Annotated in this window: 14 protein-coding genes, 1 tRNA gene and 1 pseudogene; 7 read left to right on the top strand and 9 right to left on the bottom strand. The window is 59.7% G+C overall.

From position 1 onward, the window contains the following. The 9 genes and pseudogenes from Q0C48_RS12595 to glnL all read right to left on the bottom strand — a co-directional run. Positions 1 to 1,438: pseudogene (locus Q0C48_RS12595) on the bottom strand (penicillin-binding protein 2); the annotation flags it as partial. After that, the gene (locus Q0C48_RS12600; RefSeq protein ID WP_291524882.1) at positions 1,420 to 2,856 is read right to left on the bottom strand and encodes a phosphomannomutase/phosphoglucomutase; all 1,437 of its coding nucleotides are present in this window, start codon (positions 2,854 to 2,856) and stop codon (positions 1,420 to 1,422) included. The pseudogene Q0C48_RS12595 and the gene Q0C48_RS12600, both read right to left, overlap by 19 nt. Before the next feature lie 2 nt (positions 2,857 to 2,858). Beyond that, on the bottom strand, positions 2,859 to 4,910 hold the full coding sequence (locus tag Q0C48_RS12605) for an O-antigen ligase family protein (RefSeq protein WP_291524884.1): 2,052 nt from the start codon (positions 4,908 to 4,910) through the stop codon (positions 2,859 to 2,861). After that, a complete protein-coding gene (locus tag Q0C48_RS12610) occupies positions 4,907 to 5,107 on the bottom strand; it encodes a hypothetical protein (RefSeq protein WP_291524886.1) in 201 nt (66 codons plus the stop codon). The genes Q0C48_RS12605 and Q0C48_RS12610 overlap by 4 nt, the downstream gene beginning before the upstream one ends. Positions 5,108 to 5,232: 125 nt before the next feature. Beyond that, positions 5,233 to 5,309, bottom strand: a tRNA-Pro gene (locus Q0C48_RS12615). 11 nt (positions 5,310 to 5,320) lie between these two features. Further along, the gene (locus Q0C48_RS12620; protein ID WP_291524887.1) at positions 5,321 to 6,289 is read right to left on the bottom strand and encodes a polyprenyl synthetase family protein; all 969 of its coding nucleotides are present in this window, start codon (positions 6,287 to 6,289) and stop codon (positions 5,321 to 5,323) included. Between the two features lie 110 nt (positions 6,290 to 6,399). Beyond that, positions 6,400 to 7,344: a hypothetical protein gene (locus Q0C48_RS12625; protein WP_291524889.1), complete on the bottom strand. Its 945-nt coding sequence runs from the start codon at positions 7,342 to 7,344 to the stop codon at positions 6,400 to 6,402. A gap of 65 nt (positions 7,345 to 7,409) precedes the next feature. Beyond that, positions 7,410 to 8,849, bottom strand: a complete 1,440-nt coding sequence (ntrC, locus tag Q0C48_RS12630; protein ID WP_291524891.1) for a nitrogen regulation protein NR(I) — start codon at positions 8,847 to 8,849, stop codon at positions 7,410 to 7,412. Then, positions 8,846 to 9,904, bottom strand: coding sequence for a nitrogen regulation protein NR(II) (gene glnL, locus Q0C48_RS12635; RefSeq protein WP_291524893.1), 1,059 nt, complete (start codon positions 9,902 to 9,904; stop codon positions 8,846 to 8,848). The genes ntrC and glnL overlap by 4 nt, the downstream gene beginning before the upstream one ends. 327 nt (positions 9,905 to 10,231) lie before the next feature. On the opposite strand from glnL, the gene Q0C48_RS12640 reads away from it, so the two are divergent. From Q0C48_RS12640 to Q0C48_RS12670, 7 genes are all read left to right on the top strand, one after another. Then, positions 10,232 to 10,978, top strand: coding sequence for a peptidase (locus tag Q0C48_RS12640; protein WP_291524895.1), 747 nt, complete (start codon positions 10,232 to 10,234; stop codon positions 10,976 to 10,978). 373 nt (positions 10,979 to 11,351) lie between these two features. Then, complete coding sequence (locus Q0C48_RS12645; RefSeq protein WP_291524897.1) at positions 11,352 to 12,815, top strand: circularly permuted type 2 ATP-grasp protein; 1,464 nt, start codon at positions 11,352 to 11,354, stop codon at positions 12,813 to 12,815. Then, complete coding sequence (locus Q0C48_RS12650; protein ID WP_291524899.1) at positions 12,800 to 13,786, top strand: alpha-E domain-containing protein; 987 nt, start codon at positions 12,800 to 12,802, stop codon at positions 13,784 to 13,786. Before Q0C48_RS12645 ends, Q0C48_RS12650 begins: the two co-directional genes overlap by 16 nt. 41 nt (positions 13,787 to 13,827) lie before the next feature. Continuing rightward, positions 13,828 to 17,190: a DUF2126 domain-containing protein gene (locus tag Q0C48_RS12655; protein ID WP_291524901.1), complete on the top strand. Its 3,363-nt coding sequence runs from the start codon at positions 13,828 to 13,830 to the stop codon at positions 17,188 to 17,190. Positions 17,191 to 17,653: 463 nt separating this feature from the next. Then, positions 17,654 to 19,588 (top strand): PrkA family serine protein kinase, encoded by a 1,935-nt coding sequence (locus Q0C48_RS12660; RefSeq protein WP_291524903.1) that lies wholly within the window; start codon positions 17,654 to 17,656, stop codon positions 19,586 to 19,588. 283 nt (positions 19,589 to 19,871) lie between these two features. Further along, positions 19,872 to 21,188: an ammonium transporter gene (locus Q0C48_RS12665; protein ID WP_291524905.1), complete on the top strand. Its 1,317-nt coding sequence runs from the start codon at positions 19,872 to 19,874 to the stop codon at positions 21,186 to 21,188. Positions 21,189 to 21,285: 97 nt separating this feature from the next. Further along, positions 21,286 to 21,773 (top strand): DUF444 family protein (locus Q0C48_RS12670; RefSeq protein ID WP_291524907.1); only part of this gene is annotated, 488 nt, incomplete at its 3' end.

A 21,773-nucleotide genomic window follows, 5' to 3' on the forward strand; every position in this document is an offset into this window, starting at 1 on the left:
CCGCATAACCGGGAATCGCGGCGAGGATGCCCGTGCCATTGGCCGCGCACACCCCTTCCAGCCAGTGCCGCAGGTGGGCGGCGACACCAGCAGGCATAATACGCACTCGCTGCACCGGTTGTCCGGCAATGAGCGTTGGCGCCACGTGATAGCCCCCATTGGCGATAGCGGCATAACCTTCCGCCAATTGCAAAGTCGTCACCGACACGCCGTAGCCCAGCGCAATGGTTGCATGGCGGGCCTTGTCCCAGGTCTGGGGCGGAGGGAGTACACCGCCTGTCCCACCCGCAAAGCCCAGGTTTGGCTCCGTGCCGTAACCTGCCGCCCGGTACATGTCATAAATAGCCTGTGCGGGCGTCCGCAAGGCAATTTTAGCCGCACCAATGTCGCTGGAGTACTTGAGGATATGCGCCACGTTCAGTTTATGGTGTACCACATCGTCGCGGATACAGAAACCGCCCACGGGCAGGCAGTGGGAGACATTGAAGTTCTGGTCCGGCTGGATGCTGCCCGTTTCGAGGGCGGCGGCCACCATAAACGGCTTCATCACCGAACCGGGCTCGAAGGCCTGATGGACGGCGTTATTCACATAATCAGAAGGGTTGCCGCAACCGTCGCGCGCATTGGGATTACAGGAGGGTACGCTCGCCATGGCGAGAATCTGCCCGGTCTGCACATCCATCACCACGGCCGAGCCCTCTGTAGCCCCAAAATGCTTTTGCGCCGCCAGCAGGGTCATATAAGCCCAATACTGGATCTGCGGGTTGATGGTCAGGTACAGGTCGTGGCCAGGCACGGGCGTCTGCCGCGCGCCCAGCACATGAAGCACTTCGCCTTGCCCATCCACCAGTACCTTTTCACTGCCCGTCTTGCCCGATAACCATTGGTTGTAACCCATTTCCAGCCCGGCGGCGCCCTGATGATCCAGATGCACAAGGCCCAGCAACGGTGTGGTTACCGCACCAAGAGGATAATAGGTGCGACTGGTTTTTTGCACATAGATACCAGGCACATGCAGGGCATCCACTGCGGTGCCCAGTTGTGGCTGCACCTGACGCAGGATGTAAGCGAAGCCCGACCCGCCCGACTGCACTCGCGCCGCCAGTGCTTCCGGGCTAATGTCCAGATCCTGCGCCACCTTGCCCCAGTCTTTACGGTACTTGTCAAAAACGCGAGGGTCCGTCCAGATAGTCACCGCAGGTACATTTACCGCCAGTGCATCGCCGTTGCTGCCATAAATCACGCCCCGATCGGCGGGCAAAGGCCGCGTCTGCAAATAACGCATACGCCCCTGGGCACGCAAATCATGGGTCCGCCACCACTGCAATTCCGCATCTCGCGCCAGCACCACCACCAGCCCCAAAAGAATCGCGACGAGGAGAAGTATCGCCCGCCAGCGTGGCAAAATGCGTTGCAGGCTTAGTCGTTCTGGTGGCATGCACAGTTCCTCCGCATTATTCTTCGGTCATCCTTATAGAGAGGCAAGGACAAGTCAGCGCGTGCCGCTCGCAGCAAATCACGGAACTCGGACTCTATCCGTGCCAATGCGGCCTCGCTATCGCCTTCAAAGCGCAGGGTAAGTACCGGCTGCGTGTTGGAAGCGCGCACCAGTCCCCAGCCATCCGTGAACTCTACGCGCAGACCATCCAGTTCGATGACCGGCGTCCCGGTGAAGCGACCGCGTGCGGCACGCCGGATATCCTCCATCAGGACAAAATGCTCACCCTCGGTTAACGGTATCCGCAATTCTGGGGTGCTGTATGCCTTGGGCAAGGTGCGTAACACGGCTCCCGGCGCTGCGCTGCGCTGGCTGAGCAGCTCCAGCAGGCGCGCACCGGCATAGAGACCATCGTCGAAACCGTACCAGCGGTCTCCGAAAAAGAGGTGCCCGCTCAGCTCACCAGCGAGGGGCGCCCCCAGCTCTGCCATTTTGCTCTTGAGTACCGAATGGCCGGTCTTCCACATGATCGGCTGGCCGCCCGCCGCCTTAACCACTTCGATAAGCTGGCGGGTGCTCTTGATGTCGAAGAGAATCGGCGCACCAGGATATCGGGCTAGGATATCTTCGGCGAAAAACATCAGCAAACGATCTGGCCAGATGATCTCTCTGCCCGGCACGACCACTCCCAAACGGTCGGCATCGCCATCAAAAGCAAGGCCAATATCCAGATCTTCCGCATCCACCAGGGCCATCAGGTCCTGTAGGTTTTCGGGATCGCTGGGATCTGGATGATGGTGGGAGAAGCCGCCGTCGATGTCGCTGGATAACTCATGCACGGTGCAACCGAGCACCTGAAACAAGTTTGGGGCGACGACCCCGGCGACACCATTACCGCAGTCCAGGGCGATCCGCAAGGGTCGCGCGAGGTGGACATCATTGACAATACGGGCACGGTAGGCAGCCAGCACATCCACCACCGCGTCATGCGCGCCTGCTCCCGTGACGAAATCATCGGCCACACAGCGCTGATAGAGGGCCTGGATGGCATCACCATGCAAGCTCTGTCCATCCAGAACCATCTTAAGCCCATTGTAATCCGGCGGATTATGACTGCCAGTGACCATGATACCGCCATCCGCCTGTAGGTATTCGATGGCAAAATATAGCACGGGCGTGGGTACCATCCCCAGATTCAGTACTGTGCAGCCGCTCGCCAGAAGACCGTCCAACAAGGCCTTCTGGAGTCGTGGTCCGGAAAGCCGCCCGTCCTGGGCAACAGCGAGACGTTGCAGCCCCTTTTGCCGCGCCATACTGCCAAAAGCCAGACCCAGTGCTTCCACCCGTGCAGACGTCAGATCGCGGTCGACAACCCCGCGAACGTCATAAGCGCGAAAGATGCTGGCGGGGATATCCATACTCAGTGCGACGCTGGTGCCCCATTTGCAATCTGGCGATGGATGGATTGCAGCCAGGAAACAGCTGGGGTGTAAGCCTGATTCTCTCGCAGCAACCGCAATAAGGTGACCTCTGCTGCATGTTTGTCGCCCGCCCGCCATTGGGTCAGGGCGATCTCCATCTGCAGATCACTGCGCGGGTAGGGAAAGAGCGGCCGCCGCAAACCCGCAACCAAAAAGGCCACACCTTCCTTGACTTGACCCTGATCCACGTAGGCCAGTTGGGCGATTTTATTGCGCAGGCTGACACTTTCGGGATTGATCGCCAGCCCCTTACGCCAGGCCAGCAAAGCCTGCCGATCCCTCTGTGTTTTATCGAGGCCAAGCAGAGCGCCCTGCTCCAGATAGAGTGTGCCGATGGAATTCCACACGCCCGACTGCTGCGGAATCCCCACCAGACTCTGGCGGTATTGGCTGAGTGCATGCTTCACCAGCAAACTGCGGCGCGTGACATTCATCTGAGCCTCGCGGTCGGCGAGGGTCAGATAGGTATTAGCGAGATAGACATGGGGTTGGGTGGCCAGTGGCCGCGCCATAGTCAGCCAGTCCGCCGCCTTCCGGAGAAAAACGGCACGCTGATTAGCGTCGGGGATAATCCGGTTAAGCCAGCCATTATCGCTTAACAGGGCGAAAGTCGCGCCATCCGCGACCAGATTCCACGACACCACGACCACAGCCAGCAACAGCAGGGCCCGAGCGATGATGCCGCCGATCCGCGGCAGGAGCGGTGCCGCCTCTCCCTGCACACCATAGATACGCCAGGCCCGTGCCAGAAAGAGGCCAGCCAACAGACTTAGGGGCAGATTGTAGAAAATAAAATTCCCCAGGGCATGACCGGTCATGGCAAAAACCCCCATTACCAAACCCAATGCCTGCAGACGGCGTTCATCGCTGATCTGCAAAGTCCTGCCTGCCCGATAAAGCAGACGGTAAAGCGCATACATCAACGTTCCGGCAAAACCGAGGAGAAAGCCCAGATTGATGAGCCCTCCCTCGGCCAGGTATTCCAGAAAGTCGTTATGATCATAGGTGCCCGCCGACGCCAGTTCGCCGGGCAGGCGATAGGCCGGGTAGTTAAGGAAATAGCTACCGATACCGGTTCCCAGCCAGGGGTGGCTCAGGAACATGTGCCAGGTAGCCACCCACATCAGGCCACGGGCGACCGTAGAGAGATTATGCGTGATAAAACCTGGCGCCAGATGTCCCAGAAGATCATATCGTTGAGGATAACCCAGCAACAAAAAACTGATCAGCGCCAAAGCCATTATCACGGCAATACGCCGTTTACCGCCGGGGCGTCTGCCGAATCCCCAGAAAACAAAAGGCATCGTACAGACCCAGGACAGCAGGCCTCCCCGGCTGTTGGTAGAAAAGAACGCCAGCAGAATTACCGTCAGGGTAGCGAGATAAAGTAACCCGACAAAACCTAACTGAAGCGATCCAAAGCGCGTATTTTGCTTTTCATCATGGACGAAGTAAGCGGCAAGGATCGGAAAAAACATCAGGTTGAGCCACGCGGCAAAACTATTGGTATCCAGCAGCGGGCCGTAAGGCCGCAAGTCAAACAATCCCCCGCCTTGCCCCAGGCCGTGGTAATACTGCCAGAGCGCCATGCCGCTCAAAATCCAGGCACTCAGCAGAACCCCTCGCCAGAACCAGGTCCAGGCCTGTTCTGCGACCGGCGCCGGGATCATCACGCTGATGAGAAATACCAGCGGCAGAGAACCCAATACCCAAAAGTAGAACCAGCTCGTGTAAGGCGATCCGCTCCAGAACAGGCTCAAGCCCAACCACAGCAACCAGAGCAGCATGAAGACCGGCAAAAACCCGCGCGGCCAGGGCAGGCCGTCCTGCAGGCGCGGCCACCAAACCACAAATCCCCAGATCAGTAGAACCATACTGGTGGCTACCAGCAGCGGGATCAACTGACCGTTGTAATACCAGGAAACAAAATAGGCGACCAGGGGAAATACTGCATAGAGTCCAGCGCGAAAGGAGGGTACGGCAGGGTTCACTGATGGTCTCCGGCATGTTGTGGACAACGGTAATCGCCATCACCCCGGCAGGCCGCCGCATGAATGGAAAGATGCCGGCCGCAGCGCGTGCAACGCACCAAACGGTCCACCGCGGAAACTTCAGGACGGCGGCGTTTCTGGCGCCAGCCATAAAACAGGATCGCGACAAATACCAGGAAAATAAGCCACTTCAGCATAAGTACAGGTACCCGCGTGGTGCGGACCGACAGCGCTATGTTGCCCGCGCATCCGACATAAAAACAGACGCGACAACCGCCAAATCCTTATGAAAAAGGCCCGACAATGCGGGCCTTCCCTCAATTGGTCGGGGCGAGAGGATTCGAACCTCCGACATCCGCCTCCCGAAGGCGGCGCTCTACCAGGCTGAGCCACGCCCCGATAACATCACTTTAAAAATCACGCCGCACAGAAAATGCTGCCAAAAAAGCCAAGGCCTCTTTCTCCACACTGCCCGGGAACCCGGCCAGATAAGCAATAGCCTGATCCGCCTTTTCCTTTGCGACGCGCAAAGTGTAATCAATTGACCCTGTTCTGGCAATGATTTCCCAGACTTGGTCAAAGACGGCCGGCGCGTCACCGCAAAGTGCTTCACGCAGAATGATCTGCTCTGCTGCCGTAGCATGCTGCATGGCATGGATGTAGGGTAGGGTCGCCTTGCCATCAGCAAGATCATCGCCCCGATTCTTACCCATTTTCTCGGCACTGGTGGAATAATCCAGGGCATCATCCATCAACTGGAAAGCGATACCTAGCAGGGAGCCGTATTGCGCCAGCGCCTTTTCCGCGGCAGCATCCAGGTTATTTACCAAGGCCCCAATACGCGCTGCCGCCTCAAAGAGCTTGGCGGTCTTGGCTTCGATGACCGAGAAGTACGCCCCAGGACTCAGATCAGGGTCGTTGGCATTCTCCAGTTGCGCGACCTCGCCCTGGGAAATGACACTGGTAGCTTCTGCCATGGTGGCGAGGATACGCATATCGCCGTCCTGTACCATCATCTCGAAGGATCGGGCATAAAGAAAATCCCCAACGAGTACGGCGGCGGCGTTGCCCCAGAGTTGATTAGCCGTCGCATTGCTGCGCCGCAGTTCGGAACCATCGACTACATCATCATGCAGCAGCGTCGCCGTATGGATAAACTCAACAACAGCCGCCAGAGGGATTGGACGCGGGCCACGCTCACCGCCCATGCGTGCTGCGAGCAGCAGAACAATAGGCCGCAGTCTTTTGCCACCAGCATTGATTAGATAAGTCCCCATGGCCGGGATAGTCGGCACCCCGGAACGCAGCTGCTCCTGGATAACGCTGTTCACCGACACCATATCGGACCGCACGAGGCGGTTGACTTCCTCCAAATCCATGCGTTGCTGCTCCCTGTCTGCCTGCATCAGCTCTCGCTCAGTACCTGTAGGTGCGGAGCTTGCGGCTGCAGGCGATTGTCGTTAGCGCAGCATAAGCTTGTCAAGCGCGGTCATCGGCCATCTTCAGCGCCACCGGACAACCTAGCCGGAATCTCCAGGTGGCGTGATCTGGCCAGTCGTCTCAATACCTCCAGATCGCCATTCCATTGTGCAAGCGTCTCCCACAGGGGGTGGGGGCCGAGGTCCTCACCTACCCGCAACATACGCTCGCGCAGGGTTTTGCCCCCGGTACCCACGGCCAGGAAAAGCAATATCAAGGTATTGATATAATCCTCAACGCGGCGTTGCTGGTGGGTAATGCGCAGAAGTTCGGCATACAACGGCAGGCGTTGCGGCTCATGAGCGATGGCCCGCCACAGGATCGCCATGCCATAGGCGGGATCGGGATTACGGGAAACCAAGGCCAGCGCCATCTCCGCAGCCATGACGACATTTTGAGTCTGGGCTTGTGGTACAGGAATAGTCATGCCCACCTTCTCGGCAAGCACGAGGAGTTCAAGATTGCCGGGGTCTTGACTCAGACCAGTATCCACCCGTTCCTGCCACCAGGACTCGTTCATGGGAGCAGCACCCGGTTTTTCACCCAAACCTTCGAGCAGCTCGGCATAGCTGTCGATATCGGCCATCGCCAGATAGGTGTCAAGGAGCTGGTTGATGACCCGTGTTTCGTGGGGATTGAGATCTACATACCAGCGCAACACGGTCGCCGCTTGCGCATAATGACCATACTCCAGATAAATGGTGGCTTCATTGAGAAGATCGTCGATGCTGAGCGCTTGCTGCTCGGCACCACCGGTAGTGGTTACGGATGGGGCAACAGCATCTACGCTGGATACTTCGGGTCGAATCCGTGGCAGGTCTGTGGCGGGTGCCGAATGCGCTGCTGAGGAGACTGGCGCGCTGCTTTTATTCTGTAAACGTCGGCGCCGTGCCCGCAAGCGGATGAAAACCTCCACCAGCAGCAGCAGGACAACAACGATTTCCAACAGTAACATTACGCCTTGCATAGACACCTCAAGCTCGACCAAGCATACCCTTTATATCAGCATACAAGGGGGTTTTAGTCGAAAGCCTGGGATTCGCCAGCGCCGCTGCCAGACGCATCTTCCATGCCCAGTTCTTTAAGCTTGCGGGTAAGCGTATTACGCCCCCACCCGAGCTTGTGTGCGGCGTCCTGCTTATGGCCACGGGTATGTTGCAAGGCCGCTTCCAGCAGACAGCGCTCGAACTGCGGCTGAATCTTGTCCAGCAAGGCCTCTTCGCCACCGGCGAGGCACTGCCGCACCACGGCCCCCAGCAGTAGGCGCCAATCCTGGGCGTTCGAATCCAGCGGCACGGCGGACGGTGGCGGTGCGGCCATTTCCGGCGGCAAATCCGTCACCTGGACCTCGCTGGTGGGTGCCATCACGGTAATCCAGCGACAGACGTTTTCCAATTGGCGAACATTACCTGGCCAACGCCAATTCATGAAGGCGGCCTCCGCCGCCGGACTCAATACCTTACGCTCGACATCCAACTGCTCCGCGCTGCGACGGAGAAAGTGGCGGGCCAGACGCGGGATGTCTTCACGCCGCTCCCGCATTGGTGGGAGGTGGATATGGATGACATTGAGACGGTGGTAGAGATCTTCCCGAAAACTACCGTCGCGCACCTTGGCTTCGAGATTCTGGTGGGTCGCGGCGAGAACGCGGACGTCCGCACGTTGTGGCGCATGGCCACCGACCCGGTAGAAGGTGCCGTCGGAGAGTACCCGCAACAGACGCGTTTGCAGGGCGGCGGGCATATCGCCAATTTCATCGAGAAAGAGGGTGCCCCCGGAGGCCTGTTCAAAGCGACCCTGCCGGGTCTGTACCGCCCCGGTAAAAGCGCCCTTTTCATGGCCGAAAAGTTCCGATTCCAGCAACTCGGCGGGAATAGCCGCCGTGTTGATGGCGATGAAGGGACCGCGCGCGCGGGGACTGTGCCGGTGCAGAGCACTGGCCACCAGTTCCTTGCCTGCCCCCGACTCGCCGGTAATAAGCACGTTGATCTGTGAACGCGACAGACGACCGATGGCACGAAACACCTCCTGCATGGCGGGAGCCTCGCCAATCATTTCCGCCGGATCGCTCTCCTCAACGCCCGCTGCGCTCGGCTCTGTCTGACTGCCAAGAGCGCGCCGCACCAGGGCAACCGCCTCGTCCATGTCAAAAGGTTTGGGCAGATATTCAAAGGCCCCGCTCTGAAAAGCAGCGACGGCATTGTCGAGATCGGAGTGCGCGGTCATCACAATTACCGGCAGCTTCGGCCAGCGTGATTGCACCTCGCGCAGGAAAGCCAGCCCGTCCAGGCCGGGCATGCGCAGATCGGTAACGATGGCCTCTGGTTGCTCGCGCCCCAGTGCCCGCAGAGCGCTGTCGGCCTCGGCAAAACTGCGCACAGGGATATCGGCCTGGGTCAGCGCTTTCTCTAATACCCAGCGAATGGAAGGGTCATCATCAATAACCCAGACCTCTGTCATGCGGATGCCTCCCGGTGCGATAACAAGGGCAGGGAAACGGAAAATACCGTTTCCCCCGGTTGCGAGTGGCAATGGACCACTCCGCCATGCCCGCGCACCAATCCCTGCGCGATAGCGAGCCCCATACCCATACCCTCGGCACGACTGGTGACCAGCGGCAAAAAGATCCGCGGCAGCAGGTCTGGGGGGATTCCCGGGCCGCTATCAACCACATCCACACGCAGCGCCAGGCGGAACTTGTGATGCAAGAGGGTAACGTAGCGCTCGACCCGGGTGCGAATCAGGATCGTGCCGTGGCGATCCAGGGCCTGCTGGGCGTTGCGCAGCAAGTTCAGAAAAACCTGCACCAGTTGCTCCTGATCAGCCAAAATGTCGGGAATAGAGGGGTCGTAGTCGAAACGCACGGCAATGCCGGTGGGCAATTCCGCATTCAGCAGCCGACGCACATGTTCAAGTACCTGATGGATATTCACGTCGGCCAAAACCGGGCGGCTGCGGGATCCCTGTAGGCGATCCACCAGATGATGCAGACGATCCACCTCATGGAGGATGACCCGGGTGTAGTCCTTCAGTTCGGGGCGCTGTAGTTCACGCTCCAGGAGCTGCGTGGCCCCGCGCAAACCACCGAGGGGATTTTTGATTTCGTGGGCAAGGCCACGCAGCATCTCCTGGGCGGCACCGTAAATGCGGTCCTGCATCTCCTCCTCGGCATGACGCGCCGGCAATTCCATTGGCCGCATTTCAATAATGAGACCGTCCGTTGGTGCGGGGGTCACCACCAAATCCACTACCGCGCTCCCACCCTCGCTCAGCGCCAAAGGCAAGCCCCTGCGCAGTGTGGCCGCGTTCGCCGTGGCTGCGTCCGCAAAAAGTGTGGTGAAACATTCTTCGCCGACGATGCTGCAAAGCGCCGACAAGGTCTGTCCCAACGCCTGATACTGACTGATGCGCAGCAGATTTTCGGCGGCGGGATTCATATAACGAATATGGTAATCACCCCCCAGAACCAGCACCGCTGATTCCAGGGCGTCCAGCACCATATTCTCTGTGGGCACAGTGGTTATTCTTTTGCGGCGCACCATGCAAGCTCCGATTCTGTGATTCATCAAACAGGCTCTATGCTCAGCCAAGCAAAAAGCGCACCAACTCATCAGGGACGCAACATCCTTCACACCGGCATATCACCCGGCATGTTTAGTTCTTCACACAAAAACCGGACCGGCAATCACTGCGCGACGGCCTATCGTTGATTGCACCATAATAGTGCATCTCTGACGGGTTGCCTAGCACCGCCGGAGGAGCAGGCAGGACCCATACTTCCCAACGGCATCATTTTCAGCGAATATCATAAGTCTATGTCGCCGGGCTCACAGGAACACTCCATGACCTATTGCCTCACCGCTCATGTCGCAGAGGGCCTGATTTTCTGCTCCGACTCGCGTACCAACGCGGGCACCGACAACGTCAGCATCTACTCTAAAATGCATAACTTCTGCTGGCCCGGGGACCGCTTTCTCTGTCTGCTTTCAGCGGGCAATCTGGCGACTACTCAGGGCGTGGTCAAGCGGATGCAGCAAGATATAGACCAGGACGCCAAAACCCATCTGCTCAATCTGACCAGCATGGCGGAGGCGGCGGATTATGTCGGCCTCATCAACGCCGAAGTGCAGCGTAACCAGGCCAACCGCGACACCGCCAACACCAATTTTGAGGCAACCTTCATCCTGGGCGGCCAGATCAAGGGAGATACTCCGGCGACCTATATGATTTACCCGCAGGGCAACTACATCCATGAGTCGTCAGATCACCCCTTCCTGCAGATCGGCGAAATCAAATATGGCAAGCCGATTCTGGATCGCGTCGTCAGTCCCGACCTGTCTCTGGAGGCAGCGGCACGCTGCGCACTGGTCTCCATGAACTCCACCATGCGCAGCAACGTCTCCGTGGGTCCGCCGGTGGAACTGCTCATTTACCATACCGACAGCCTGCGGGCCGGGCGTTACCTGAGCCTGTCCGAGGAAGACCCTTTTTACCGCAGCATCGGCGAGCGCTGGAGTCAGGGGTTGCTGCGGGCGCTGGATGATCTGCCGCGCTTTGCCTGGGAAACTTCTGGCATCCCGCCGGCCTAAGCTCCGGGAATGCAGGTAAAGATGGGAAACGTCCCATGCACCAAATATGAATAATATGCACCGTTATGGTGCAAACAACTCTCCCTGCTCAGGCACAATCTGATACAAAGGCGGCAAATCCAGGACAGAGTCAAGGCGCACAGACCAACGCCTACAGAAGACCCAAAAGCCGATGACCAGATTTACCGATCAGAATAGCGTTGTTACAGCGCTCAGGAAAAATCGGAGACCACCCGGCCAGTAGTTGGCACAAGCTTTGCTGGCATCTCTCTAATGACCGGAGCGCGGCCCGATCCAGTATACAGACGAAGACGTCGTTTCACCGCCATATTCAGAAGCATGCGCGTGCATCACGCAAGAGGAGAAAAGGCTTATGGATTGGCTGAGCAAGCATTATCAGCAGCAGAGTACCTACGATGAACTGGTAGGCGAGGGCGGCGTTCCGCGCCTGGCCGCAGCCCCGCTGTTTGATTACCTCAGCACCTTGGACAGCAACGAACTGCTCGCCCGCCGGCAGGCCGCAGATGCCGCCATCCTCGCGATGGGCATTACCTTCACCGTGTATAGCGAGGCCGGCAATATCGACCGCGCCTGGCCCTTCGACATCATTCCCCGCATTATGTCACGGCGGGAATGGGTACACATTGAAGAGGGACTCAAGCAACGCTTACAAGCCCTCAACCTTTTTATCGACGACCTGTATAACGCGCAGCGCATTGTCGCCGACGGCGTTTTCCCCGCCGAAGTACTGGCCAGCTCCCGTAATTTCCGGAACGCCTGTCGGGGCGTGCATCCGCCTTTGGGGGTCTGGGCGCACATCTGCGGCAGCGATCTGGTGCGCGATGCCGACGGCACGGTCTATGTGTTGGAAGACAATCTGCGTGTTCCGTCTGGCGTCTCTTACATGCTGGAGAACCGGCAGATCATGAAGCGGCTCTTTCCAGAGCTCTTCAACTCCTCCACTATCCTGCCGGTGGACGACTACCCCAACCGGCTTTACGAAACGCTCGCGGCCCTGTCCCCGCGCGAGGGGGAGCGACCCGTCGTTGCGGTGCTCACCCCCGGCATCTATAACTCGGCCTACTTCGAGCATAGTTATCTGGCGCAGCAGATGGGGGCCTATCTGGCGGAAGGTGCGGACTTTTTCGTCGGCAACGACGATGTCGTTTATCTCAAGACAATCTCCGGGCCACAGCGGGTGGACGTGATCTACCGGCGCATCGATGATGATTATCTCGATCCCGAAATCTTTCTTCCCGACTCCGCCCTCGGTATTCCCGGGCTGCTGCGCGCCTGGCGACGCGGCACGGTCGCCATCGCCAATGCCCCCGGTGCCGGAGTCGCCGATGACAAGGTGGTATACGCCTTCGTGCCCGAGATCATCCGCTACTATCTGGCTGCCGAACCTATCCTGCCCAACGTGCCGACCTACCTGTGCATGCGCGACGCGGACCGTGATTACGTGCTGGGTCACCTGGACGAACTGGTGGTCAAACCGGCCAATGAATCGGGTGGTTACGGCATGCTTATCGGACCGCGCGCCACGCCGGAAGAGCGGGTCCGCTTCGCGGAGCGAATCATTGCCAACCCGCGCAATTATATCGCCCAACCCACGCTGAATCTTTCCACCGCGCCGACTTTGGTGGACGATCACCTGGAACCCCGTCACCTGGACTTGCGCCCCTTTATTTTGCAGGCTGACAAAATGTACGTGACCACCGGCGGCCTGACCCGGGTGGCCATGCAACCCGGCTCGTTGGTGGTGAACAGCTCCCAGGGCGGCGGCAGCAAAGACACCTGGATTGTCGATGAGGAGGCCCCATGCTTTCGCGAGTAGCTGAAAACCTGTACTGGATGGCCCGCTATCTGGAGCGGACCGAAGACATGGCTCGGCTGATCAATGCCACCACACTGCTGCTGCTCGACCTGCCCCAGGGCGCCGAGTTCGGTTGGGACATTCTCTTGCAGGTGACGGGTGACGCCGAACTCTACACGGAGCACTACGGCACGCCGGAGGAAGGCCGCATCATGCGATTTCTCATTGCCGACGAGCGCAACCCCAACTCGGTGATGGCCGCCATCCATCAGGCCCGGGAGAACTGCCGCACCTTCCGCGACCTGCTCCCCGCCGAGTTCTGGGAGCGCCTGAACACCCTCTTCCTCTTCGTCCGCGAACATGCTGGCACCAGCTCGGACAGCCGTCATGCACGTTATGCCTTTCTCAGCGAGGTCATTTCCCGACGCCACGCCCTGGTGGGCCTGCTCATCAGCAGCATGAGCCAGGACAATGTGTACCAGTTCATCAAGCTGGGCCGCAACATGGAACGCGCCGACATGACCACGCGCATTATTGACGTGACCAGCGCCGTGATCCTGCCTCAGGATCACGGCCTACAGAAAACGACCGGGAACAGCCTCTGGCTGGGCGTATTGCGGGCCCTGAGCGCCGTTGAGATGTACCGCCGCCATGTTTCCGTGCAGGTGCGCAGCAATCAGGTGGTGGACTATCTGCTCAAGGACGGCAAGTTTCCGCGCAGCATGAAATATTGCCTGGGTGAGATGGAGGTGGCGCTCGCCCACCTGCCCAACGCGGGCATCCCTTCCGAGGTGGTGCGCCGGGCGCGGCGGCGCCTGGACACCCTGAAGTTCGCCAACCTGCGCCCGGACCTGCTGCACGAATACCTCGATCAGGCGCAGAAAGATCTGGCCATGGTCCACCGCACCATTCAAGGCACCTACTTCGCCCGTGATGCTTCGGGCTTCGATGGCGTGCCTAAGGGACTGCACTTGAGCGCTGTACAAGCCTGACGGAAAACACGACATACACATCACCTCCAGAGGGAATCATCATGGGTATCCATGTCGTCCTGCGCCACCAGACCGAGTATGACTTTGATCGCCTGGTGCAGATCCACCCCCATGTGCTGCGCCTGCGCCCGGCGCCCCATTGCCGGACGCCGATCCTCGCCTACTCGCTCAACGTCGAACCGGCCAGACACTTCCTCAACTGGCAACAGGACCCTTTCGGTAATTATCAGGGGCGCCTCGTTTTTCCGGAACGCGCAAAGTCGCTCCAGGTGGATGTGGAGGTCATCGCCGACCTGACAGTGATAGATCCCTTTGATTTTTTTATAGAGCCGGCGGCAGAACATTGGCCCTTCCATTACGATCCCACCCTCCGCAAAGAACTGGCACCCTACCTGGAGCAGGAGGAGGCAGGCCCGTTAATGCAGCGTTTTCTGCTCGACATCAAGCGCCGTCGTCAGCGCACCGTGGATTTCCTCGTTGCCGTTAACCAGCGACTACAGGGGCACATCGGCTATACCCTGCGCATGGAGGTCGGGGTACAAACCCTGGAAGAAACCCTGCAAAAAGCCAGCGGCTCCTGTCGCGACACCGCCTGGCTGCTGGTGCAGGTACTCCGCCACATGGGTCTCGCCGCTCGCTTCGTGTCCGGCTATCTGGTGCAACTAGTGGCTGATCAGGCGCCACTGGATGGACCGTCAGGTCCAGCCAGTGATTTCACCGATCTCCACGCCTGGGTGGAGGTTTATGTTCCCGGCGCCGGCTGGATCGGTCTCGATCCTACCTCCGGACTGCTTGCCAGCGAGGGACACATCCCCCTGGCCTGCACCCCGCATTATGAAAGCGCCGCCCCCATCACCGGCGCCACCGACGCCTGCGAGGTGGAGTTTCACTTCGCCAATTCTGTCACCCGCCTGCCGGAGACACCGCGCGTCACCAAGCCCTACACCGATACGCAATGGGAACACGTCATGGTCTTGGGCAACACGGTAGATATCCGCCTGCAGGCCGCCGACATGCGCCTCACCATGGGCGGCGAGCCCACCTTCGTGGCCAGCGAAGGGGTGGATGACCCTGAATGGAATCAGGAAGCCCTCGGCGACCGCAAGCGGGAACGCGCTGAGAAGCTGGCGCAGCGTCTCGGCGCGCGCTTCGCGCCGGGCGCGCTGCGGCATACCGGTGAAGGCAAATGGTACCCCGGCGAGCCCCTGCCGCGCTGGGCACTCGGCCTCTACTGGCGCAAGGATGGTATTCCCTTGTGGCACGAACCCCGGCTGCTCGCCGATCCACTGCACGACTACGGCTGGCAGGCGGATGATGTCCACAACTTCGCCTGCGCCCTGACCCGCCACCTGCAGCTCGACAGCAACCGCCTGCTGCCCGCTTACGAAGATGCCTGGCATATCCTGCATCAGGAAGGCCGCATCCCGGTTAATATTGATCTCAGCACCCATCGCTTAGATGACCCGCTGGAACGCCAGGCGCTGATCGGCAAATTGCAGGCCGGACTCGACCACCCGGTGGGCTGGGTGCTCCCCCTCGCCTGGGAATGGCGCCAGCAGCGCTGGTACTCGGCGTCCTGGAGTTTCCGGGGCGGGCGGCTGGTTCTGCTGCCTGGCGACTCCCCGCTGGGCATGCGCCTGCCCCTCGACAGCCTGCCCTGGGTCGTCGAAGCCCATAAAAAATGGCAGCCGGAGAGCGACCCCTTCGCGCCGGTGCAGCCATTGCCGAATATCCACGGCGAGATCGCCGCGCGCTACAGCCATGTCCCTGAAGCGCCGCCATCGTCCACGGCGGACCAGCAACTCTGGGAGGAGATCCCCCATACCGCAGTCACCTTGGAAATCCGCAAAGGCTGCCTGTACTGCTTCTTCCCGCCCTTGCAAGTGACGGAACATTATCTGTACCTGCTCAGCGCGGTCGAACACAGCGCCACCGAACTCAATATGCCGGTGGTCATCGAGGGTTATGCGCCGCCCAGCGATCCACGGGTGGAGAAGCTGCTCGTCACCCCCGACCCTGGGGTCATCGAGGTCAATATCCATCCTTCCACGCACTGGCAGGAGATGGTGGAAAAGACCACGGCCATCTATGACGATGCCCACGCCTGTCGGCTGACCGCCGAAAAATTCATGCTGGATGGGCGCCATACCGGCACCGGCGGCGGCAATCACATGACGCTCGGCGGCGCGACCCCCGGCGACAGTCCCTTTTTGCGCCGCCCCGATCTGCTACAGAGCCTGATCACCTACTGGCAGCATCACCCAGCCCTGTCTTATTTTTTCAGCGGCATGTTTATCGGCCCCACCAGTCAATCACCGCGGGTGGATGAGGCGCGCCATGAGGCCCTCTACGAGCTGGAGATCGCTTTTGCTCAGGTGCCGCCCGGTATCGTGCCCCAGCCGTGGCTGGTGGACCGTCTCTTCCGCAATCTGCTGGTGGACATTACCGGCAACACCCATCGCGCCGAAATCTGTATCGACAAGCTCTATTCACCGACCGGGTCCGCCGGCCGACAGGGGCTGGTGGAACTGCGCGCCTTCGAGATGCCGCCCCACGCCCGCATGAGTCTGGTGCAGCAACTGCTAGTGCGCAGCCTCTTGCTGCGTTTCTGGGAAGATCCTTATCACCATGAACTGGTGCGCTGGGGGACCACGCTGCATGACCGTTTCATGCTACCCCATTACGTCTGGGAGGATCTCCGCGACGTTTGCGCGGACCTACAGGAACACGGCATTGCTTTCGATCTGGAATGGCTGGCGCCTTTCTCTGAGTTCCGCTTTCCGCAGCACGGTCATGTCCGGGTTGGCGAGATCGACATCGAACTGCGTGCCGCCATTGAACCCTGGCATGTTCTCGGCGAAGAGATGTCGGGCAGCGGTACGGCGCGCTACGTGGATTCCTCGATTGAACGGCTGCAGGTGCGGGTGACGGGTATGACCCCGGGGCGCCATGTGCTCGCCTGCAATGGACGGTGGGTGCCGTTGCGGGCCACCCGTGCCCATGATACGCAGGTGGCCGGGGTACGCTATCGTGCCTGGCAGCCGCCGTCCGCGCTGCACCCCACCATTCCGGTGCATACGCCACTGACTTTTGATCTGATCGACACCTGGAACGGGCGTAGTATGGGCGGCTGCACCTACCATGTCATGCATCCCGGGGGACGTAACTCAGAGGCCTTTCCGGTCAACGCCTGGGAAGCGGAGGCACGGCGCCAGAGCCGTTTCACCACCACCGGGCACAGTCAGGGTCCGCAGCCGGATGCGATCATGTCGGGTCCCAGCGAGAGCCTCTTCGTGCCCACCGGCAGTGGTGAACACCTCTGGCTACCGCCTTATGCGGAAGATCAGCCGGATTATCCCCACACCCTGGACCTGCGTATGGTAAGGTCCACGGCACCAGGCTGAAGGACGGTAGCGAATATGGCACGTTTCCTGCTAAATAAACACTGATCATGGTCATATGATCACTCCTCCTCAAGTGGCTTCCAGGGCGGTCCTCCCGCCCTTTTTTTGTCCGCAAGCCGATCAAATTTCTATACATCAAGTAAAAACAGCCCAGTACCAAACAGCGCCAGCCCCGAGCCACCCGTCAAACCAGAGGGATAAGACACCGTCATTGCACTGGCACCCTCCGTGATTCTGCACCATACTTGTGCAACGGGCGCACCATTCCAACGCGATGGGTTCATGGCGATTCCACTCCGTCATCCCCATCGCGAAACGGCAGACGGTCGGAGCCGCAAGCGCCAAACTGGCACAGGAAATGCTAGTTTCACGGTGCATCCGGGGGTCCTCACCATAAGCGAACCCCAACGACCGAAGCGGGTCCAAGTAATTGCAAACGCGGCAGCGCCGCAAGGAGTGGCAAATGGCGTTATTCGACCGTTACCAGGAGCGTTTTCTGCAACAGCAGGAAGTCACCTTTTCCATCGATGCCTATCTCGATCTCTGCGCGCGTGAGCCCATGGCTTATGCCACCGCCGCCGAGCGGATGCTGGCAGCCATCGGCGAGCCGCAGGTGCTGGACACCCAGACCGATCCCCGGCTGTCACGTATTTTCATGAACCGCAAGCTGCTCACCTACCCCGCCTTCAAGGACTTCTACGGTATTGAAGATGTCGTAGAAAACCTCGTCGCCTATTTCCGCCACGCGGCACAGGGCTTGGAAGAGCGCAAGCAGATTCTCTATCTGCTCGGCCCGGTGGGGGCGGCCAAGTCCTCTCTGGCGGAACGTCTGAAGAGCCTGATGGAGCAATACCCCGTCTACTGCCTCGCCGCCCATGGCAAGGTATCGCCGCTCTTCGAGTCGCCGCTGGGGCTCTTCGATCGGGATGAAGATGGTCCGGTATTGGAGGATCGCTTCGGCATCCCCCGCCGCGCCCTCAATGGCGTGATGTCCCCCTGGGCGGCCAAACGGCTGCGCGAGTTCGGCGGTGACATCCGCAAATTCACCGTCCACCGTCTGATGCCGTCCCAGTTGCACCAGATCGGCATCACCAAGGTGGAGCCGGGCGACGAGAACAATCAGGATATCTCCAGCCTCGTCGGCAAGGTGGACATCCGCAAGCTGGAAGACTTCTCCCAGGACGATCCCGACGCTTATTCCTATGCGGGCGGCCTCAACGTCGCCACCCAGGGTGTGCTGGAGTTTGTCGAGATGTTCAAGGCGCCCATCAAGATGCTCCACCCCTTGCTGACGGCAACCCAGGAAGGCACCTACAATGGCACCGAAGGCTTCGGCGCCATGCCCTTCCAGGGCATCATCCTGGCCCACAGCAATGAATCGGAGTGGTCCGCCTTCCGCAATAACAAGCGCAACGAGGCTTTCCTCGACCGTGTCTACATCGTCAAGGTGCCCTATTGCCTGCGCGTCACGGAAGAGACGCAGATCTACCACAAGCTCCTCGAAAGCAGTGCCCTCAACGCCGCCCCCTGTGCCCCCGATACCATGGACATGCTGGCGCGCTTCTCCGTCCTCAGCCGCCTCAAAGAGCCGGGCAACAGCAGCTTGTGGTCGAAGATGGAGGTCTATGACGGCAAGTCCCTCAAGGACAAGGACCCCAAGGCCAAAAGTCTGCAGGAATACCGTGACGCGGCCGGTGTGGACGAGGGCATGGACGGCATTTCCACCCGTTTCGCCTACAAGATCCTGTCCCGTACCTTCAACTTCGACAGCGACGAGGTGGCCGCCAACCCTGTGCATCTTCTGCATGTGCTGGAAACTCAGGTCCGTGCCGAGCAGTTCCCGGCAGAACTGGAGTCCCGCTATCTCGCCTTCCTCAAGACCGAGCTGGCCCCCCGTTATGCCGAGTTCCTTGGCCTGGAAATCCAGAAGGCCTATCTGGAGAGTTACGGCGATTACGGCCAGAATCTCTTTGACCGCTACATCCAGTATGCCGATTTCTGGCTGCAGGATACGGAGTTCCGTGACCCCGATACCGGGCAGCTCATGGACCGCAGCCTGCTCAACGAAGAACTGGAAAAGATCGAGAAACCGGCGGGCATCGCCAACCCCAAGGATTTCCGCAACGAAGTAGTGAACTTCGTGCTGCGGGTCAAGGCGTCCAACGACGGCGTCAGCCCAGCCTGGACCAGTTATGAGAAGCTGCGCGCGGTCATCGAGAAGAAGATGTTTGCCAATACGGAGGATCTATTGCCGGTAATTTCTTTCGGCAAGAAGAGCTCCTCCGACGATGAGCGCAAACATCAGGACTTCGTCGCGCGGATGACCTCCAAGGGCTACACCGAAAAGCAGGTACGCCTGCTGGTGGACTGGTATATGCGTTATCGCAAGCATCATTAGGGGCACCAGGCCGTCACGGAAAAGAGTAACGGCCCACACTCCCCTCAGCCACAATATTCTGCCCGCAGTTGCGGGCATTTTTAACAGCGGCCCGATCATTGCCGTGGTGCGGCAGATATACCGCACCATTTTGGTGCACCCCTTGATTCAGACGCCGCGTCGCGATCCATAATCCGTACACTTTCCCATTGTTAGCCTTGCTTGCACATTTATTGCTTAGCTCCATTGAGGTAATCAACGGGGCAAGCTGCCCTATATCTGACAGGAAAGAAGGAGTGACAAGATGCAGAAGGGAGCGATACACAAAATTTCTGTGGGGGCGCCGTGGGTCGGCGCATTAGCCCTGTTAGCCAGCCCGCTGGCCCAGGCCGACACCACCCCGCCCTTTAACAGCGGCGATACGGCATGGATGCTGAGTTCCACGGCTCTGGTGCTGCTCATGACCGTCCCCGGCCTGGCCCTCTTTTATGCAGGCATGGTGCGCAAGAAAAATGTCCTGGCCACAGCGGCGCAGAGTTTCGCCATCACGGCACTGATTTCCGTACTGTGGATGATCATAGGCTACTCACTGACCTTCACCTCGGGTAATGCTTTCATGGGCGGGCTGAGTCGCCTTTTTCTCAACGGCATGGGCCTGGATTCCGCCAATGGTCTGGCCCCCACCATCCCGGAATCCGTCTATATGACCTTTCAGATGACCTTTGCCATTATCACCCCGGCACTGATTGTCGGCGCCTTTGCCGAGCGGATGAAGTTCTCTGCCCTGCTCTGGTTCACCGGCCTCTGGTCACTGCTGGTCTATGCGCCCATCGCGCACATGGTCTGGGGTCCCGGCGGCTGGCTGGCTGCGGATGGTGTCCTCGACTACGCGGGCGGCACGGTGGTGCATATCAATGCCGGTATTGCCGGTCTGGTCGCGGCGCTGGTCATGGGCAAAAGGATCGGTTACCGGCATGATGCCATGCACCCCAACAACCTGATGTACACCATGATCGGCGCCTCCCTGCTCTGGGTTGGCTGGTTCGGCTTCAACGCCGGCTCGGCCGTGGCCGCCAGTGACCGCGCGGGGATGGCCATGGCTACCACCCAGATTGCCACCGCCGTGGCCGCCCTTTCCTGGATGTTTGCGGAATGGCTGGCGCGCGGCAAACCGACGGTGCTGGGCATGACTTCCGGCGCAGTAGCCGGTTTGGTCGCCATCACCCCCGCCTCAGGCTTTGTCGGCCCCATGGGCGCACTGTGGATCGGCCTTGCGGCGGGCGCCATCTGCTTCTGGGCTGCGGTCTATCTGAAGAACCGGCTGGGTTACGACGATTCTCTGGATGCCTTCGGCGTCCACGCCATCGGCGGCATCATCGGCGCATTGCTGACCGGTGTCTTTGCCGTGAAGGCCATCGGCGGTACAGCGGGTGTGCTGGAAGGGAATACCGGACAACTGCTCATTCAGGCGACAGGTGTTGGTGTCACGATTGTCTATGATGCCATCGTCAGCTTCATCATCCTCAAGGCCATCGACTGGACCCTGGGTCTGCGCGTCAAAGGCGAGCAGGAACGGGAGGGACTGGACATTACCCAGCACGGTGAGCAAGTGTACGAGTAAGCCGTGACCCGGCGGATTGCCCATGGGGGCTCCGCCGCAACCATCTGCCCCATTTTAGGTCATAATGGAGTGAAGCGTCGCTAACCAGGAGTCTGCCATGAGCATGATCATCGACCGGCGCAGTTCCGGAACCCGATCCACGGCCAATCAAGACCGTCTGCAAAGACGTGTTCGCGCCCGGCTCAAGGTCGCTGTCGAAAAGATGGCACGCTCCGGCTCCATTGAAGACCTGGCCAACGCCAACCAACCTATTTCCATCCCCACCCGCGATCTCCATGAACCCAGCTTTCGTCGCGACCTCAGCGACGCCTCCTGGGAGCGGGTGTTACCCGGCAACAAGGCGTATCAGCGCGGCGACGAAATCAATAAGCCCGAAGGAGGTGGCCGCTCCGGTAAAAGCCGCGAGGGCTCACCCGACGGTCTGGGTGACGACGAAGTGGCCATCGTCCTCTCCGCCGACGAATTTCTTGATCTGCTCTTCGACGGGCTGGCCTTACCCAACCTGCGCAAGACCGCGCAGGGAAATATCCAGGCAGATCAATGGCGGCGGGCGGGTTTCATCAAAGATGGCAGCCCCTCCCGCAT

Source organism: Acidithiobacillus sp., assembly GCF_023255755.1.
Lineage (GTDB): Bacteria > Pseudomonadota > Gammaproteobacteria > Acidithiobacillales > Acidithiobacillaceae > Acidithiobacillus.

Excerpts from the sequence above, each read along its gene's own strand:
- Q0C48_RS12600 (WP_291524882.1), bottom strand. The coding sequence starts at position 2,856 with ATGGATATCCCCGCCAGCATCTTTCGCGCTTATGACGTTCGCGGGGTT.
- Q0C48_RS12610 (WP_291524886.1), bottom strand. The coding sequence starts at position 5,107 with ATGCTGAAGTGGCTTATTTTCCTGGTATTTGTCGCGATCCTGTTTTAT.
- Q0C48_RS12620 (WP_291524887.1), bottom strand. The coding sequence starts at position 6,289 with ATGGATTTGGAGGAAGTCAACCGCCTCGTGCGGTCCGATATGGTGTCG.
- Q0C48_RS12625 (WP_291524889.1), bottom strand. The coding sequence starts at position 7,344 with ATGTTACTGTTGGAAATCGTTGTTGTCCTGCTGCTGCTGGTGGAGGTT.
- ntrC (WP_291524891.1), bottom strand. The coding sequence starts at position 8,849 with ATGACAGAGGTCTGGGTTATTGATGATGACCCTTCCATTCGCTGGGTA.
- Q0C48_RS12640 (WP_291524895.1), top strand. The coding sequence starts at position 10,232 with ATGACCTATTGCCTCACCGCTCATGTCGCAGAGGGCCTGATTTTCTGC.
- Q0C48_RS12645 (WP_291524897.1), top strand. The coding sequence starts at position 11,352 with ATGGATTGGCTGAGCAAGCATTATCAGCAGCAGAGTACCTACGATGAA.
- Q0C48_RS12650 (WP_291524899.1), top strand. The coding sequence starts at position 12,800 with ATGCTTTCGCGAGTAGCTGAAAACCTGTACTGGATGGCCCGCTATCTG.
- Q0C48_RS12655 (WP_291524901.1), top strand. The coding sequence starts at position 13,828 with ATGGGTATCCATGTCGTCCTGCGCCACCAGACCGAGTATGACTTTGAT.
- Q0C48_RS12660 (WP_291524903.1), top strand. The coding sequence starts at position 17,654 with ATGGCGTTATTCGACCGTTACCAGGAGCGTTTTCTGCAACAGCAGGAA.
- Q0C48_RS12665 (WP_291524905.1), top strand. The coding sequence starts at position 19,872 with ATGCAGAAGGGAGCGATACACAAAATTTCTGTGGGGGCGCCGTGGGTC.